The organism is Dictyobacter vulcani, from assembly GCF_008974265.1.
Taxonomy (GTDB): Bacteria; Chloroflexota; Ktedonobacteria; order Ktedonobacterales; family Ktedonobacteraceae; genus Dictyobacter; species Dictyobacter vulcani.
This window is the reverse complement of record NZ_BKZW01000006.1, coordinates 1-15,563: the sequence shown is the minus strand read 5'-3', so window position 1 is coordinate 15,563 and position 15,563 is coordinate 1. Positions and strand designations below refer to the sequence as shown.

12 protein-coding genes and 1 pseudogene are annotated in these 15,563 nt (G+C 50.0%); 9 read left to right on the top strand and 4 right to left on the bottom strand.

Annotated features, from left to right (window positions below):
• Positions 1-92 precede the first annotated feature (92 nt).
• A complete protein-coding gene (locus KDW_RS30825; RefSeq protein WP_162005779.1) occupies positions 93-899 on the bottom strand; it encodes an MFS transporter in 807 nt (268 codons plus the stop codon).
• Complete coding sequence (locus KDW_RS30820; RefSeq protein ID WP_151759716.1) at positions 896-1,267, bottom strand: MFS transporter; 372 nt, start codon at positions 1,265-1,267, stop codon at positions 896-898. Before KDW_RS30820 ends, KDW_RS30825 begins: the two co-directional genes overlap by 4 nt.
• Positions 1,268-2,128: 861 nt before the next feature.
• On the opposite strand from KDW_RS30820, the gene KDW_RS30815 reads away from it, so the two are divergent.
• The gene (locus tag KDW_RS30815; protein ID WP_162005778.1) at positions 2,129-3,820 is read left to right on the top strand and encodes a GxGYxYP domain-containing protein; all 1,692 of its coding nucleotides are present in this window, start codon (positions 2,129-2,131) and stop codon (positions 3,818-3,820) included.
• Between the two features lie 106 nt (positions 3,821-3,926).
• Positions 3,927-4,916: an LLM class flavin-dependent oxidoreductase gene (locus KDW_RS30810; protein ID WP_151759714.1), complete on the top strand. Its 990-nt coding sequence runs from the start codon at positions 3,927-3,929 to the stop codon at positions 4,914-4,916.
• 118 nt (positions 4,917-5,034) lie between these two features.
• Here KDW_RS30810 and lipP1 read toward each other — a convergent pair whose 3' ends face one another.
• Positions 5,035-5,961 (bottom strand): LipP1 family hormone-sensitive lipase, encoded by a 927-nt coding sequence (gene lipP1, locus KDW_RS30805; protein ID WP_151759713.1) that lies wholly within the window; start codon positions 5,959-5,961, stop codon positions 5,035-5,037.
• 177 nt (positions 5,962-6,138) lie between these two features.
• On the opposite strand from lipP1, the pseudogene KDW_RS35530 reads away from it, so the two are divergent.
• The 6 genes and pseudogenes from KDW_RS35530 to KDW_RS30775 all read left to right on the top strand — a co-directional run bounded on the left by KDW_RS35530 (position 6,139) and on the right by KDW_RS30775 (position 13,535).
• A pseudogene (locus KDW_RS35530) lies at positions 6,139-7,273 on the top strand (IS630 family transposase).
• Between the two features lie 153 nt (positions 7,274-7,426).
• Entirely contained in the window at positions 7,427-7,816 is a 390-nt protein-coding gene (locus tag KDW_RS30795) for a secondary thiamine-phosphate synthase enzyme YjbQ (RefSeq protein ID WP_151757410.1), read from the top strand.
• A 640-nt stretch (positions 7,817-8,456) separates the two neighbouring features.
• Entirely contained in the window at positions 8,457-8,669 is a 213-nt protein-coding gene (locus tag KDW_RS30790) for a hypothetical protein (protein ID WP_151759712.1), read from the top strand.
• Positions 8,660-9,244, top strand: coding sequence for a methyltransferase domain-containing protein (locus KDW_RS30785; protein ID WP_151759711.1), 585 nt, complete (start codon positions 8,660-8,662; stop codon positions 9,242-9,244). Before KDW_RS30790 ends, KDW_RS30785 begins: the two co-directional genes overlap by 10 nt.
• A gap of 411 nt (positions 9,245-9,655) precedes the next feature.
• Positions 9,656-10,783, top strand: coding sequence for an AfsR/SARP family transcriptional regulator (locus KDW_RS30780; protein WP_151759710.1), 1,128 nt, complete (start codon positions 9,656-9,658; stop codon positions 10,781-10,783).
• A 160-nt stretch (positions 10,784-10,943) separates the two neighbouring features.
• Positions 10,944-13,535 carry an ATP-binding protein gene (locus KDW_RS30775; RefSeq protein WP_151759709.1) on the top strand — a complete coding sequence of 864 codons (2,592 nt, stop codon included), beginning with the start codon at positions 10,944-10,946 and terminating at the stop codon, positions 13,533-13,535.
• A gap of 124 nt (positions 13,536-13,659) precedes the next feature.
• On the opposite strand, the gene KDW_RS30770 is transcribed toward KDW_RS30775, so the two are convergent.
• Positions 13,660-14,541 (bottom strand): Stp1/IreP family PP2C-type Ser/Thr phosphatase, encoded by an 882-nt coding sequence (locus KDW_RS30770; protein ID WP_151757407.1) that lies wholly within the window; start codon positions 14,539-14,541, stop codon positions 13,660-13,662.
• An 821-nt stretch (positions 14,542-15,362) separates the two neighbouring features.
• Between KDW_RS30770 and KDW_RS30765 the strand changes: the two genes are divergently transcribed.
• On the top strand, positions 15,363-15,563 hold a 201-nt coding region (locus tag KDW_RS30765), incomplete at its 3' end, for a hypothetical protein (RefSeq protein WP_151759708.1).

The window sequence follows — 15,563 nt, the reverse complement described above, 5'->3', positions numbered from 1 at the left end:
GCACAATCATACTCAAACTATGACCACAATGCTAGCACTTTTCGGACATTACCACCTGCCGCATCTATTTAAGCAGCCATTGTCCTACACGATTATGCTGGTTCATAGCGCGAGCATAAGGCGGCTACGAGACACAGGAGGACCACGAGAACGAGCGCGAGGCGGAGTCCAAGATGGTCGGCGATGAAACCAATGGTAGGTGGGCCTACAAAAACGCCACTATAGCCCCAGGTGGTAATAGCAACAAGCGTATTCTCTCTATTCTCGTTGGCGATGCGTCCAGCTGCACTCAGAGCGAGTGGCGATAATACTGAGAGACCGAGCCCGATCAGCGTCAGGCCGAAGAGCACGATCGGGGTCCAGGCTATGGCGAGCGCCAGACTCAATCCAGCGGCCGCGGTCAAACTTGCCAGGAGTATCAGCCTGGGGCTCCCAATGCGTGTGGTGAGATAATCGCCAAAACTGCGGCCAAGAGCCATCGAGAGCGAGAAGAGCGCAAAACCTGACGCGGCCACCCCTGCTCCGGCGTGGACGATACTGGAGAGATAAAGGACACTCCAGTCAAACATTGCACCTACACTGAAAAGGGTACAGAAGGCAAGCAAGCCTAAGAGGAGTAAGGCAGGTGATAGATGAAATGCTAATGTGCCTTTTGCTGCTTGCTGTAGACGTGTCTTTCCTATAGATACGGGTGGTAAAAGGAAGCGGGCACTGAATAGGATGATCAGGTCAGTGATTAAAGCAATGATGGAAAAGTGTAGTTGCGGACTGATATTATAGGCAGCCAGGAGACTACCGAGGATCGCAGCAATAAAACTACCGATACTAAAATAGGCCTGGCACGAGTTGAGTAGGGGGCGCTGATAGATTTGCTCAAGAGAGGTCCCCTGCAGGCTCATAGTGACCTCCATCGCGCCATTGGCTGCTCCGGAGAATGTGAGCCCAGGAAAAGCAAAGGTAAGTTGGGTGCGTAAGCCAGCAAGGGCAATTCGCTGCACATACAGAGCGCCGCTGTTATGAGAACGCCCCTGCTGCCAACAGAGCGGGACAAGCGACCAGTGATATTCATCGCGATCAGTGCCCCAATCGGACCTCCCAGTAATGCCAGTCCTAGTTGTCCTGGTGGCAAGAATAAGTGGGCTTGGATCGCTGGAATACGTGCTGGCCAGGTTGCCGTCTGGATGCCGTTGATAAAGAAAAAACTGCTTACCGCAATGCGAGCCAACCGTAAACGTCGTTTGTCATCTAACAGAATATTTGATTCCATGATAAAACCTGCGCTTCTATGTATAGTACCGATATTTGGGGAGACATGACGGGGCCATGGATGTGAAGAGGACAGACGCGCGTGAAGTGGGAGCAGCGGCGAAAAAATGGGCATAGAGACCCGCACAAACGTTATCCCAGGATCACCTCGTGCGTGCGAGATGTCCGGCGATACACGCCGCTGAAAAAAAGAGGAGAAATGGCTAATTCAATTACCTGTTACAATAAGGTAATTTAGTGCATAGATTGCTTGCCTGTATTTACTCCTACATAAGCCTGGCGTGATCGCTTATGCAGGATATTTGTCTGCGAAGATAAGGGTCCAGACGCTTTTCACTATATTTTCTTCCTTTGATAGACTTAGCAAGAATTCTAGCAGCTTAATCTAGTCACGTCAAGTATTATGAAGAGTACTCAGGGCTTTTTACTGTCCATCTCAGCGCTTACTAGTAATCTTCCCGTGAACTCTGGGAGAAATGAAAAAGCCCTGGAGTACTACCTGTTTTATGCGTGAATTTTTGTATTTTAGTTGCTAAAACCTGAGTTTTTATGAGTTTTTTGGTAAGCTGAAAAAGCGGAGCAATTGGATTATCTTGTTGGCAGAGAGGGTGTGAATTTGTATTGATGGGTTTAAAATACTTTATACTCTACTTTATACCGGTGACTGGACTATTCAGGTTTCCTATATTGCTTGCTTGTTAATGGTGTGCCTGAGGGCAGACAAAGGCGAGAAGGTATGTTGTACCCCAGTGCCTCATTGATATATTTCCATTTTTGGCAAGAGGGACAGGATCGATCTGAAGGCGAGAGACGGGACTACCGGTGCAATGGACGTTACGTCGCAGTGATGAGGAGTATACCGATGTGGAGAAAATTTACAACGCCCATATTACGCCTGGCACGAATCCTCTTTTGCCTTGGCATTGTCTTAATCGATTTTGCTGGATGTTCTGTTCCTTCTTTAGACCGGGCTACATTATCGCCAGTGCTGCGCCATGCGATGGCCAGGGCGATAATACCAGGAGATAGCAGTGGGGGAATGCGGTGGCCGCAAGGACAGGCTTTGCCAACGTTCGCCAGTCCACAGTCGCTGGACGTGGCAGAAGTTAATGATACGCCTGGAGATCTGTGCTTGTTGCTGGCAACATTACAGGGACTGGTCAATCGTTCACGGCCCCAGATCTACCTGCTGGAAGGTCTGCCAGCAGAGGGAACCGAGACCTGGCTGCAGAATTTACATGTTCCCTATCAGATGCATAGCGATCCCTGGGAAGTAGTGGATAAATACATTTATGCGGCCCGTGGGGTGATCATCTATGATTCCAGGATTATGAATACTGTAAATGTTGCCACGACCATGGCCGGACTGGATGACGGTCTGGTGGTCAGTCCATCACTGGCACGGCGTTTAACTGCGGACCCCTATAATCTGCCAGTATTGACCGACCTGCGGGGAAAATTTGCCAATGATACCGAGGCCAACGTCTGGCAGGTTCAGCATCTGTGGCCGCGTGTCTCACATCGTATGCTGGTCGGACTCCTCCCGACCACACCCAGTAAGCTTGTTGGTCATGTCACCACCTATGGCTACCTGCGCGACTATGTCGTAGCCAACCGTGCTATGGTCTTCTGGTACTCCTTGTTGAATCCGATTGAGGTAGCCCTGTTCAGGCAGATACTCGCAGATGTCGAACCGGGCACACCCTATCTAGGCTGGTACGACAAAGAATATCGAGGCGTGCGCCTGACTTCCAGTTATGGCGTCTACACGCTGGCGGCTGACTACTTCTCCAATCTCACCGTTTTTTCAGGGATTAAAACGCGGACATATGTGCAGAAGAGCAGGCCGGCTCCACCGCTTAAGAACAAAATTTACCTCACTATGACTATGAGTGAAGGAGACAATCTGCAATATACCCAACACACTATGCGCAAACTATGGGAAGATCCACAGCGCGGTCACGTTCCACTCAATTGGTCACTCAATCCCATTTTGCTGGATGCTGCTCCTTCAATTTTGAGCCATTATCAACGGACTGCCACCCCTGACGATGACCTGATCTCTAGCCCCTCTGGATCAGGTTATTATTATCCATCTTGCTGGTCGGCAGACAATTTAAACCGCTTTTTGCAGCGCACCAATACCTACTTAACGCGCACTGGCATGCACGTCATCTTTATTCTCGATAACCAATATACGCTGCCTCGAGCGGTTTCGCAGGCCTATAGCCAGAAATTACACGCCAGCGGTATCCTTCTCAATTGGTGGAACACATTTAGTCAGGCTATTGTCTCTGCAGGCAATCTGCCAGTCTCCACCCAGGTCACCGCTACCGAGCGTGTACAGATGTTGCGTGCCATCCGTCAAAGCGCCGCAAACTGGAACCGGAAAGTCCCGCTCTTCATTTCTGCCCTGGCAATTTCCTGGAATCTTACCCCAACCGACATGAAATATGTGGCTGACCACCTGGGTTCTGACTATAGTATCGTTAGAGGCGATCAATACTTTGAGCTGTTTCGTAAGGCCAACCACATGACTGCGGCACGTTATTAGCCTTTGCTTCTTTGTGGCATATAACTATATAATGATACAAGTTGAAGTAGATGTAAGATGCGCCGGCTCGTCAACAACGATCTGGTGTGTATGAGGTAGATAATCTATGCAAGACAAAACTGTAGAGCCGACTCCAGCCATTCAGGCAATTACAGGTGGTCCAGCACGTGAGCGCGTTGGCCTGGTTGTCAACGGCGCAGTCGCCTCCAGGGCCGTGCAGACCATTGTAGAGGCTGAGGCAGCAGGCGTACGACAGATCTGGATGACCCAGATGCCGCTCGCCCCCGAGACCTTGTCCATTTTTGCGGCTGCTGCCATGCAAACCAGCACGATTCGCCTGGGGAGCGCGATTGTGCCCACCTATCCGCGGCATCCGCTAACGATGGCCGCACAGGCATTAGCAATTCACGATCTGGCTCCTGGCCGCCTGCGCCTGGGCATCGGTCCTAGCCATCGACCCACCATGGAAGGTATGTATGGTTTCAAGATGGAAAAGCCACTGGAGCATTTGCGCGAGTACGTAGAGATCTTACACGCTGGACTCTGGCAAGGCAAGATTGAACATAAAGGGCGTTACTTTAACGTGTTTGCAGACCTGCCACGGACAGCCAGGATTCCGATTCTGGTTTCCACACTGCGTGCAGGAGCCTTCAAGCTGGCAGGTGAGATCTCCGATGGTGCCCTGCCCTGGCTATGTCCTATTCCCTACCTGCTCAAAACCGGTTTGCCAGTCCTGCGCCAGGCTGCCGCGGAGCAAGGACGGACCCCGCCTCCACTGGTGGCTCATGTTCTGGTTGCTATGAGTGAAGATCGATCAGCCGTCACCAGCGCTACACGGAGCCAGATTAGTCGTTATGGCAAGCTTCCTTTCTACGCCAACATGTTCGCCGACGCTGGTTTTCCCGTCGCGGCCGATGGAACCATGTCCGATGACCTCATCAGCAGCCTGGTTATTTCAGGTAGCCATATCGAGATCGTCCAGCGTTTCAGTGAACTTCTGGCAAGTGGCCTCGACGAACTGCTCGTACTTCCTGTTGCCGTACATGAGCCCGATAGTGAACTCACACGCCTGGCTCAACTAATCGGACAACTCTAAGAGAGCCTTGCTGTTTTTTTGCATACGAAAAAAGTGGGGTGTAACAACGTTTGATGGAATAAGCGGCCAACTACAGGGCGATTTCAATGCTCTCTCCCTGTAGCTGGCTGTAATTATGTTATTCTGTAGCAAAGGCTTTAGTGAGAGCCGCGACCGACTGCTCCAGGACAGGTTCCATTTGAGTGGGCACCATGAAACCGTGGATGGCTCCGGAACGGCGTGAGATCGTGGTCGGGACGCCAGCAGCCTGGAGTTTCTGCCCATAGAGCTCGCCTTCATCGCGCAAAGGATCGTACTCGGCCGTAAAGATCAGTGCAGGCGCGAGGCCAGCCAGAGACTCAGCAAGAATAGGGGAGAGCAGTGGATTGCTCTTGTCTGTCTCGCTATTGATATAGTGATGGCTAAACCAGTGCATATCGGCTTTTGTCAGCATATAGCCATTGGCATTCTCTTCGATCGACGGACTATTCATATAGCCATTGGTCGCAGGTACATAAAGTACCTGCATCGCAAGACGTGGGCCCTGACGATCGCGGGTCATCTGTGCCACCACCGCCGCTAGATTGCCTCCTGCACTGGTCCCGGCGACTGCGATGCGCGTAGGATCGCCATGGATCTCGTCTGTGTGGGTTGCCACCCATTGTAAGGCTGCATAACAATCCTCAGGAGCAGCCGGAAACTTGTGCTCAGGAGCCAGCCGATAATCCACCGACACCACCACGCATCCCACATGATTGGTTAGACTGCGGCAAATATCATCCTCGGAATCCAGATCCCCAATCACCCAACCACCACCATGGAAATACAGCACAATTGGAAAAGGACCACTGCCCTCTGGTGTATAGACCCTGATAGGGAGTTCACCCCCAGGGCCTGGAATGGTACGATTTTCACTTTGTTTCACTGGTTCAGGTGTGTATGACAATGCCTGCAACATTGTTCGCACTAACTCGCGCGCCTCTTCTGGCGTCTTATTGCCGGTCAAAGAAAAATTAAAAGCCTTCAACTGATCAAGCATGATCTGTGTCTGGGAATCGACTGGCATACTTGCCTCCCTTGGATGTTGTTGGCGAAATCACGTCATGATAATGTAGCGCATCGGGATTGCGTTGGAGTGAGGATGGCATCGGCTCTAGTACTCTGTCATCCTTGATTTGATAAATGGGAACAAAAGGAGTATCCTTGAGTCACGAATCAAAAAACCGATCTCAAGGAGGCATCCATGAAGAAGTATAGCATCCAGTTAGACGCAGAACAACGCAAGCTGTTAGAGAGTATGCTCACCGGAGGCAAAGCTTCAGCGCGCAGCCAGACCCATGCGAGGATTTTACTGAAAGCCGATCAAGGAGAGCATGGAGCGGGTTGGGAAGATCAGCAGATTGCTGAAACCCTAGGCGTGGGAACGGCAACCGTAGGACGGGTCCGTCAACGCTTTGTGGAGGGAGGGCTGCTGGATGCACTCGTGCGGCGTCCCCAGCCGGAACGACCGGAGAAACGGAAAATGAATGGGGAACTGGAAGCGCAGTTGGTCACGCTCGCGTGTAGTCAGACGGAAGGAGGGCAAAAGCGCTGGACGATGCGCATGCTCGCGGACAAATTGGTGCAGTTGGGGTACGTCGATCAGATCAGCCACCAAACGGTGTGGGTGACGTTAAAAAAAATGAACTCAAACCGTGGCTAAAGAACCAGTATTGTATTCCCCCGGAGGCTAATGCAGATTTTGTGTATCATATGGAAGATGTGCTGGAGGTGTACCAGCGTCCGTATGATCCAAAGCGTCCAAAGATCTGCATGGATGAGGGAAGTAAACAGGTGTTGGCCCATACCCGCGAGCCGATTCCGATGGAAGCGGGTGAACCCGAACGCATCGATTATGAGTACGAACGGAAAGGAGTGTGCAGCGTGTTTGTGGCGATGGAACCCGAAACCGGGACCTGTCAGGTGCGTGTGAGTAAGCGGCGCACGAAAAAGGATTGGGCACTCTTTTTGCGCGAGATCATTGACGTCCAGTATCCCCATGCGGACAAGATTGTGTTGGTGATGGACAATCTCAATACCCATACCCCTCTTCGTTTTACGAGACGTTTGAACCAGCCGAGGCCCGCCGATTGACCGAGAAACTAGAAATCCACTACACGCCCAAGCATGGGAGTTGGCTGAATATGGCCGAGATCGAACTGTCCATTTTAGCGCGTCAATGCTTGTCCGATCGCTTTCCAAGCAGAGAGGCGCTTGCCGCTCAGGTGGATGCCTGGCAACGTGAGCGCAACCAGGCAAAAGTAACGATCAACTGGCGTTTTACCACCGCGGATGCGCGCATCAAACTCAAACGCCTTTATCCATCAATTGAACAATGACAAACTACTAGCCACTGCAACCAATGGACATCTGAGCAAGAAGCGCTAAACATTGACGAGCGGAAAGGCGAAGCGTTTCTGGACACGTCAACGTGTGCCCTATATAATTCACACGATGTTCACATCCAAAGGAGGCTTACAATCGATACGCAAATGAAAACGCTAACTATTCATACCAGGAAGAAAGACGAGATCAAGGATATTACCGAGACGGTTGAAGAATATGTACAGCAAGGCAAAAATGATAGCGGTCTCTGCATGCTCTTTGTGGCCCACACCACCTGTGCTATTACGACAGCTGATCTCGATCCAGGAACGGACCTGGATTTTCTGGATGCTTTAAGAGCCATTTTGCCTGATCTCAACTATCGCCATCCGCATGATCCGGAACACGCTCCTGATCATATCCTCTCCTCCCTGATCGGGCCTTCCCTGGTTATTCCCTATACAAACCGTCGCCTGTTACTTGGCATCTGGCAGCGCATAGTGCTGGTTGAGCTTGATGGTCCCCGTCAGCGAACGGTCCAGATATCCTGCCTCTAACAGCATTTCGTCTATTCCTCAAAATCCCCGAAAGAAAGAGAAACCTTCGGGGATTTTTGCTACCCACGGTTCTGCAGATCACTCAATCGTAACTATTAGACTGTCAGACATTATGTGATGGGGAGGCGGGGATGCAAGGGGCGGCGAGCCCCTTGACTGGGGATCGGGGGCTGTGCCCCCGGTATTTCCCCCCCCTCCCGCCCGCGTAGCGGCGCACAGCCCATCAAACGAAGTTTGACAAAGTACTATCGCTTCTTAGGCATGGTTCATGGTGAGCTTGAAACAATGTGACAGTTTGGAAAGTCAAAGATCATCCTTGCCAGGCTCAAAAAGCTTTTTTATGGCCTGGCACTACTGTTCAAAGTGTCACATTGATTTGAACCATGCCTTATATTAAAAAGGAAAATGTCGATAAAATTATATTGCAATTTTAGAATATATTAATGCTTTTTTGATGAAATTTACATGCATTTTCAACTTCTAAAGCTTTATAATCCTTACAATAAATACCAGTAATATATGTGCTATGACGAAAGGCTTATCTTTTATGTTTGGATTTCGGCCTGGCAAACAGGCAATTATAGATCAAGCAGTTTCGAGGTCCGTGCAGAAAAATGGCATGAGCGTAAGGCCTTCAAATATGTCTCATATATTTGCTAAAGATGCGAATGAGATCAAGCGTTTGGATTTTCAGCACTTTATTTTGCGCACCGCACTCGGCGGCAATTATCTGGCCCCGATTGTGGCGATGCAGAAGCCACATATGATTCTGGATGTCGGCAGTGGCACAAATTTGTGGGCTGTGAAGTCTGTCGCGTTTTTCCCGAGGCAAAGATCTATGGATTGGATCTAGAGTTGGCGCCACGGCCGGATATGCCCGCGAATTATCGTTTGATAAAAGGCGATATCCGGCAACGCTTACAGTTCTCACGTGGAACATTCGATTTTATCCATCAACGTTTTGTGCTTGGCTCCGTGCCTGCTCAAGAGTGGCCTGTGATTATCAGTCATTTCTTGCAGATTACGACTCCAGGAGGATGGATTGAACTGGTTGATACTGGCAGTGAGCCATTAAAATCTATGGGGCCAATGACCGCGCAGATGATGGATAATATGGCGCAACTGGCTCCTATCCAACGTAATGATATGCTTTCAGGCAGTAAAATGGACGATCTCCTGAAGAGGGCGGGTATGATTAACCTGCATAAAAAGGTGGTGTATTTGCCCGTGGGAAAATGGGGAGGCCGCATGGGATCCCTGATGGCGACAAACCTGACGGCTGCTTTGCAATCCTTCAAAGATGTCTCTATGACATACTTTCACTATGCTCCCGAGTACTTTGATATTTGCCTGGCTTCCGCTGTCAGAGAATGGGATGAATATCATCTGCAATTTCCCGTCTATATATGTTTTGCCCAGAAGCCATAATCATCCTTTCCAGCTAGCATAGAAATAACATGAGGAAGCAAACCCGGACAATCTGTCCGGGGTTGAAAAGAAAGAAAAAAGAAGTGGATGTGTTCCTTTTGTTAAAGTAGAAGGCGTTACGTCCGTCATAATAGTACCTATTTTTTGTATTTTTCAATAAAATAGTAGTAAAATTGTTTTATGGGATAAGAAGATAGATATCAATCTGTAGATCAAGGCTGCCAGTGCGCACGATGGCGTAAAGATTGGGGCCCGAAAATATTGATGATTTTAAAATAATATGATACCTTCAAGAGTCTAGGCGTAATGCGCTCTGGTAGCAGCAATCTGTAACACCGTATCATTTTTTTGCTCTGGCAAAGATTTTGTGGCATACAAAAACGATATGGATCTGAAAGAGGAGCATGTGGCATGACCCAGCATGGTAATAGGATCACTTATCATCAGCAAGTGACGTATTGTGGTAAGCCACGGTGTCGAAGATGTCGGGAGGGGATTGGACATGGTCCATACTGGTATGCTTACCAGACGGTGAATGGGCAGACTACACGCACCTATATTGGCAAAAATCTTCCGTCCGATATGCAATCAAATCCGGAAACACCATCTACCACTGCAGGAGATAGTGCTATGGACTCAAATCTCTCTTCTGTTACCTCGCAGCCAACGGCGGCAGAGCATACAGTATTGCGTATCTCAACGTTGGGCCAGTTTCGACTGGAGGAACGTGCTCAGGCGCGTAGCAAGCAAAAAAATCGTAGCTGGCATGTCATTGATGATGCTGCCTGGCAGCAGCGTTCCGTTCGTGCCTTGCTTGCCTATTTGATCTGTTGTCCAGGACGACGTTCGACCAGATCACAGGCTATTGTGGCCCTCTGGCCTAATGATGATGTCAGTACGGCCAGAAATACCCTGAATAAGACCCTGAATGTGTTGCGCAAAGTGTTGGGACATGCATCGGTCAAGCCTGGACAGGTGTCTCAGACTGATCAAGTTGAGCGCTTTTGGACGGATGGTGATTGGTTTATTCTGGGTGATCAAGAGCGTGTCTGGCTGGATGTGGATGATTTTGAGAAGCTGGTAGAGCAGGTAGAGCAGACTGATAGCCAGTCACCAGGGTATGAAGAGTTGCTCCAAAAGGCCATTGCTCTGTATAGTGGTGATTTTTTGCCTGAAGAGCGCAGTGCTGAATGGGTTATGACGCGTCGGCAGGCTCTACGCCGGAAGTGGATAGAGCTTCTCCTGACGCTCTCCAGCTGGCATATGGCGCATGATAAGTATTCGCAGGCGATCAATGTCCTGAATAGTCTGCTGGTAAAAGATCCGACTAATGAGCTGGCAATTCAGCAACTCATGATTGCGTTGATGTATCTGAAGCGCCGTGGTGAAGCTTTGCGGGCCTATCAACGTTTTGAGAATACGTTGTCGCGTGATTACAAGGCGACGCCAGCGCCGGAGACGCTCAATCTGTATCAGGTGGTGCGTTCAGGTGAAGGCCTGACAAATGGAAATCTGCTGACAACGTTGCCCTCACGCTGAGTTTAAGTACAACCCCGCAGCAGGGGAAGACTTCTGAGCATGCGTCGCCTTTCTCCGGTTTGCGCCATCTCCTCACTCCCTCGGCCCACATGAGCCGATTGGACGTATCCATTCCGGTCGGTTGATTGGTCGCGATACTGAATTGCAGCTTCTGCGGACAATGTTGCAGAACATTGAGCAGAACGCACGCTTGCAGCTGGTGGGATCGCGTCGCGCAGGCAGTATTCCATTAGATACCCAGCGCCAGCCGCAGTTGCTGTTCTTGAAGGGTGATGCAGGTATCGGCAAAACCCGTCTCGCTGAGGAAGTAGGACGCGAGGCCCAGCAAAGTGGCTGGAGCGTAATCTGGAATCATATCTATAACCAGGAGAGCGGCGTCCCTTATCGCGTCTGGATTGAGGCCCTGCGCAAGATCCTGAGCGCAAGCACTAATGTGGTATCCCTGTTAAGCATGGAGTCTTTGCGCGCACTCTCAACCTTGCCTGGATTACTGGACCTGCTTCCGGCTGGTATCGACGCGGATTCGACTCCCCATCCCCTCCTGCCTCAACAGGCCAAATATACGCTCTATAACGCGGTCAGTGAGCTCCTCAAACAGACAAGCGAGAATGGACCCCTGATGATCGTCCTGGATGATATTCAGTGGGCTGATGTGAGTAGCTACGAATTGCTAGGACACCTGGCACGTCAGCTGACAGGCTATCCCATCGTGTTTTTCGCCACCTGCCGCGAGAGTGAGGTTCCCAAGGATGTCTCGCATCCGCTGCGTAAACTCATCCTGGAGATGCAACGCGAACACACCATCAAAACGCTGGATATCGAACCACTGTCTCGTGAGCAGATCAAGCTCCTGGTGACCAATCTCTCAACATTGTCTGAAGAGACTGTCACCCATATTCAAACGTATGCGGGCGGCAATCCCTTCTTTGCTGAGGAACTGGCCCGTTCACAAACGGCAAACTTGCCGCTGACGATTACAGAGGCCCTTGGCTATCGTATGAAGCATCTGAAGCCGAAGTGCCGTGAATTGCTTGCCCATGCGGCCGTGCTGGGAGGCTCATTCGAGCTACCAATTATTTGTATGCTGGAAACAGGTTCAGTTATCGACGAAGATGATACGATCCTGCCATTATTAGAGGAGGCTCTGGAGGCACAGGTGCTTGCGGATGAGGGGAGTGGTACCCGCATCAGCTATCATTTCTGGCATCCTTTGCTGGTCACCTATCTGTATGAAGAAGGCTTATCCTCGATGCGTCGCGCCCGTCTGCATCGCCGGGCTGCCGATGCTATTCTGCATATGAATAAGGGTCGCGAAGATGATGTGGCGGCTACCGTCACGATGCACCTGGAGAAAGCCGGAGCCGAAGCCGAAAAGATTGCTCACTATGCGGAACTGGCTGGCAATAGTGCCTATATCATTTCGGCTTATGCGGATGCAGCCACCCATTATCAAAAAGTGGTTGATTATCTGGAAGCAGACCTGGAAGCGGAGGCGGTTCCGCGTTTGATTTCTCTGTTGGAGCGTCTGGCTGAATGTACGGTCAACAGCGGTGGCAATTATGGGCAGGTCTGCGAAATTTTTACTGGTATTCTTGAGCTGCGCCGCCGCTATACGCTACCAACTGTGGATCCTCAAGAAGAGGCACTGATTCAAGCCCTGCTCTGGGATCAAATCAGCTGGACCTGGCGCTATCGTGGGAATATCCGTCAGGCCTGGGATTGCCTGGATCAAGGCGAGCAGCTTTTATCGGCCGCTAACATTGCCGGTGGCCCTGTCTGGGCTCGCCTCTACTATACGCGAGGGAATCTCTATCAATCAGAGGGCTTGTATGATCAGGCGTTGAGTAGTGCGCAGGAAGCTGCTACCCTCTTTGAAGCTGATCAGACGCAACGTATCTTGCCTGTTGCCTCTAATCGCAAGATGTGCAAAACTCAGATTCAACGCATCATCGAAGGTGATCCTGAGCTATTTGGACGCATCCAGCGGCATATGGGCGCGATTGCGGTCGATATGGGACAGCTTAGCCAGGCGCTGGCATATCATAATAAAGCGCTGGCCTTTTTTGAGCAGTCAGACGAATTACGGCAGATTGCGCATATCTCTACCAATATTGGCTTTATCCATTTGAAAATGGCCCAGTATGAGGAAGCTAATGCCGCGCTGCGACGCGCCTTGAACCTGGCAGAGAAAATTGGTGACCTGGCTTTAGTATCCCTGGTGCATAGTAATCTGGGAGAACTCGGGGCTGCTGTCGGCAATCTCGAAGAGGCAGAGGCGCAATACAACAGTGCCTTAAAGCTGAATAGTCTGCTGGAAGATCCGCAGTATATGAGCAAATGGAACTCGGGTCTGGCTGGTATATTACAGGCACGTGGCGATCTACAAGGGGCCACTCGTTGTATCCGTACCGCTTTTTTTGTGGCTCGTTCTGTGTCGAATGCACCATGTATTGGACGGGCGCTGGTTGCTCTTGGCAATATACGGATTGCCCAGGCCATGCTGGCACGTCCAGGTCAGAAGCAGCGGACGCTCCTCCTGTCACATGCACAGCAAGATATCGAGCGTGCATTGGGTCTGGGGGTAGAGGCAGAGATCCGTATGAAGGGGGAACTGGCATTGGGCCAGATCATCTTGTTGCTTGGTCAAGCGCAAGAGGCACGAGAGGCCTTTGAGCAGGTCCGGGGAGAAGCCAGGAAGTCAGAGCATTTACAAATAGTAAAACAGGCTGAACAGCTTTTAGCGCAACTCTAAGTACAGCAGAGCACGACGTAGTGTTCTGCTTCTGGTCACAAACTGACCATGTATAGTAAATATCCTGCGCGATAGTAACAAGCCAGTTATCATGGTCAGGTAGCTTGTGTTGATGTTTTTATGTTTAGCGTTGATAGACACGAGCAACAATGGCTGTGATATTGTCGATCCCACCTTGAGCGTTGGCATATTCAACCAGGTGATACACACTTTCCTGCGGACCAAATTGTTCCACGATACTGGTGATTTCCTGATCGGTGATCATCCCGCAGAGACCATCGCTACACAGTAGCAAGGCATCGCCTTCTTCAACTGGCTCAACGAATACATCCACCTCCACCTCCGGGAAAGGTCCGAGGGAACGTGTAATAATATTGCGCATCGAGTGCAGTTGAGCCTCTTCCTCGGACATTTGACCCATCCGAACCTGCTCGGCGACCCAGGAATGATCCTGCGAAATCTGTCGTACGCTGCCGCGATGAACTAAATAAGCACGGCTATCACCGACATTGGCAATATAGGCCGTCGCCCCGCGTAAGACGGCCACCACACAGGTGGTACCCATGCCGCTGTGTTGCGCATTTTCCGTGGCGCGCTGGTAGATAGTAGCATTGGCATATTGAATAGCTCTGGTGATACTGGCAGGCACATCGGTATCCGCATCCTGGTAATAAAGCGTACACACCGTATCGACAGCGATCTCGCTGGCAACCTCACCGGCCGCATGTCCTCCCATACCATCCGCCACGATAAAGAGCGCACCCTTGTGTTCCAGTAACTGCTGATCCTTAGGAATAATATATGCCACACTATCTTCGTTATGCTGGCGCTTGCGCCCAACATCTGTACGTTGCGCAACATTCAGACCGAGGGGCCTGCTTTTCTGCCTGGCCTGTAATGATTCTGACTGCTTGAAGAAGCGGTTCCGAACACGCGAGATAACACCCTGGCGTGGCTCTTTCTGTATGGATACGTCATGAATGGTATGCGAAGGAAATATCTCCATGATGTTGCTCCAATTCCCATCATTTATGGAATATATGTGCTATATTGCTCGCTTATTATCTACCATATAATGATTGTGATCATGCTACTCACTTAATCAAAAGAATATCACAATTGCCGCAATTTCCAAAATTTTAGCCAGCGATCCTCTCAAAATACCAGTATACTCTTTAAACCAAGTTGAAATTATTCTATCCTTGAATCGCAGTATGCCAATGTTTATAAGATATGCAAGCTGCGATCAAGAATACAGCAAAAATCCCGTAGGCTATACAGTATTTACGCTGATTGGTGCGTTTCTATATAGAAATATTTTATACTACGAGGAGGTGAATTAGTATACTCTAACCCTCCCAAAGTACTACCTGTGTGTATGTTTTTGTTGCTTAGAATGATCAGGCGTCCCAAATTTTGACGATGTGCTGACACAGATTCTCGGTCACCAGGTCCAAATTTGTAATGGCTTTCTAGTTTTGCTCCGCTAGCATGCACAGGCAATTTGTAGACGAATCCGCCCCATTGCTTGCCTGCCCTCAAGTATACTTTTGACAGGGTGTGTGAATAAGAACTTGAGAAGCGTATCGGATTACTGGAACAGGTTCGCTCATTGGGTGTTTCTGCTTTCTCGTACATCATCATACGGTACACCGCTTCCTACCGCCTTACGCCTGTTAAGTTCTTTGCTCAGATTGGCTGCGCTCTAGCTATCTGAGACGCCCATGCACCCCATGATTTTTGCATATCTCATGTATTGAAATACTTCAAGTGATAGATGTTTACTCATGGTGAAAATAGTAGCTGCACTATAAGGTAGGTGTCCTTGTGAAGAAATTGAAATGGCTGGCGATCATCGCCTTTGTGCTCAATACATTTCTCTTTGGCTCCTATTACTCTGTTGGAAAAGCGATGCTGGGGCGTATCGATCCCATTGTCTTTACTTTTCTCACCATGATGACGCTGGTGCCTGCTGCGATCTGTATTTTGATTTTCTCCAGGCGACATATTACTCGCGAGGCGGTCAAG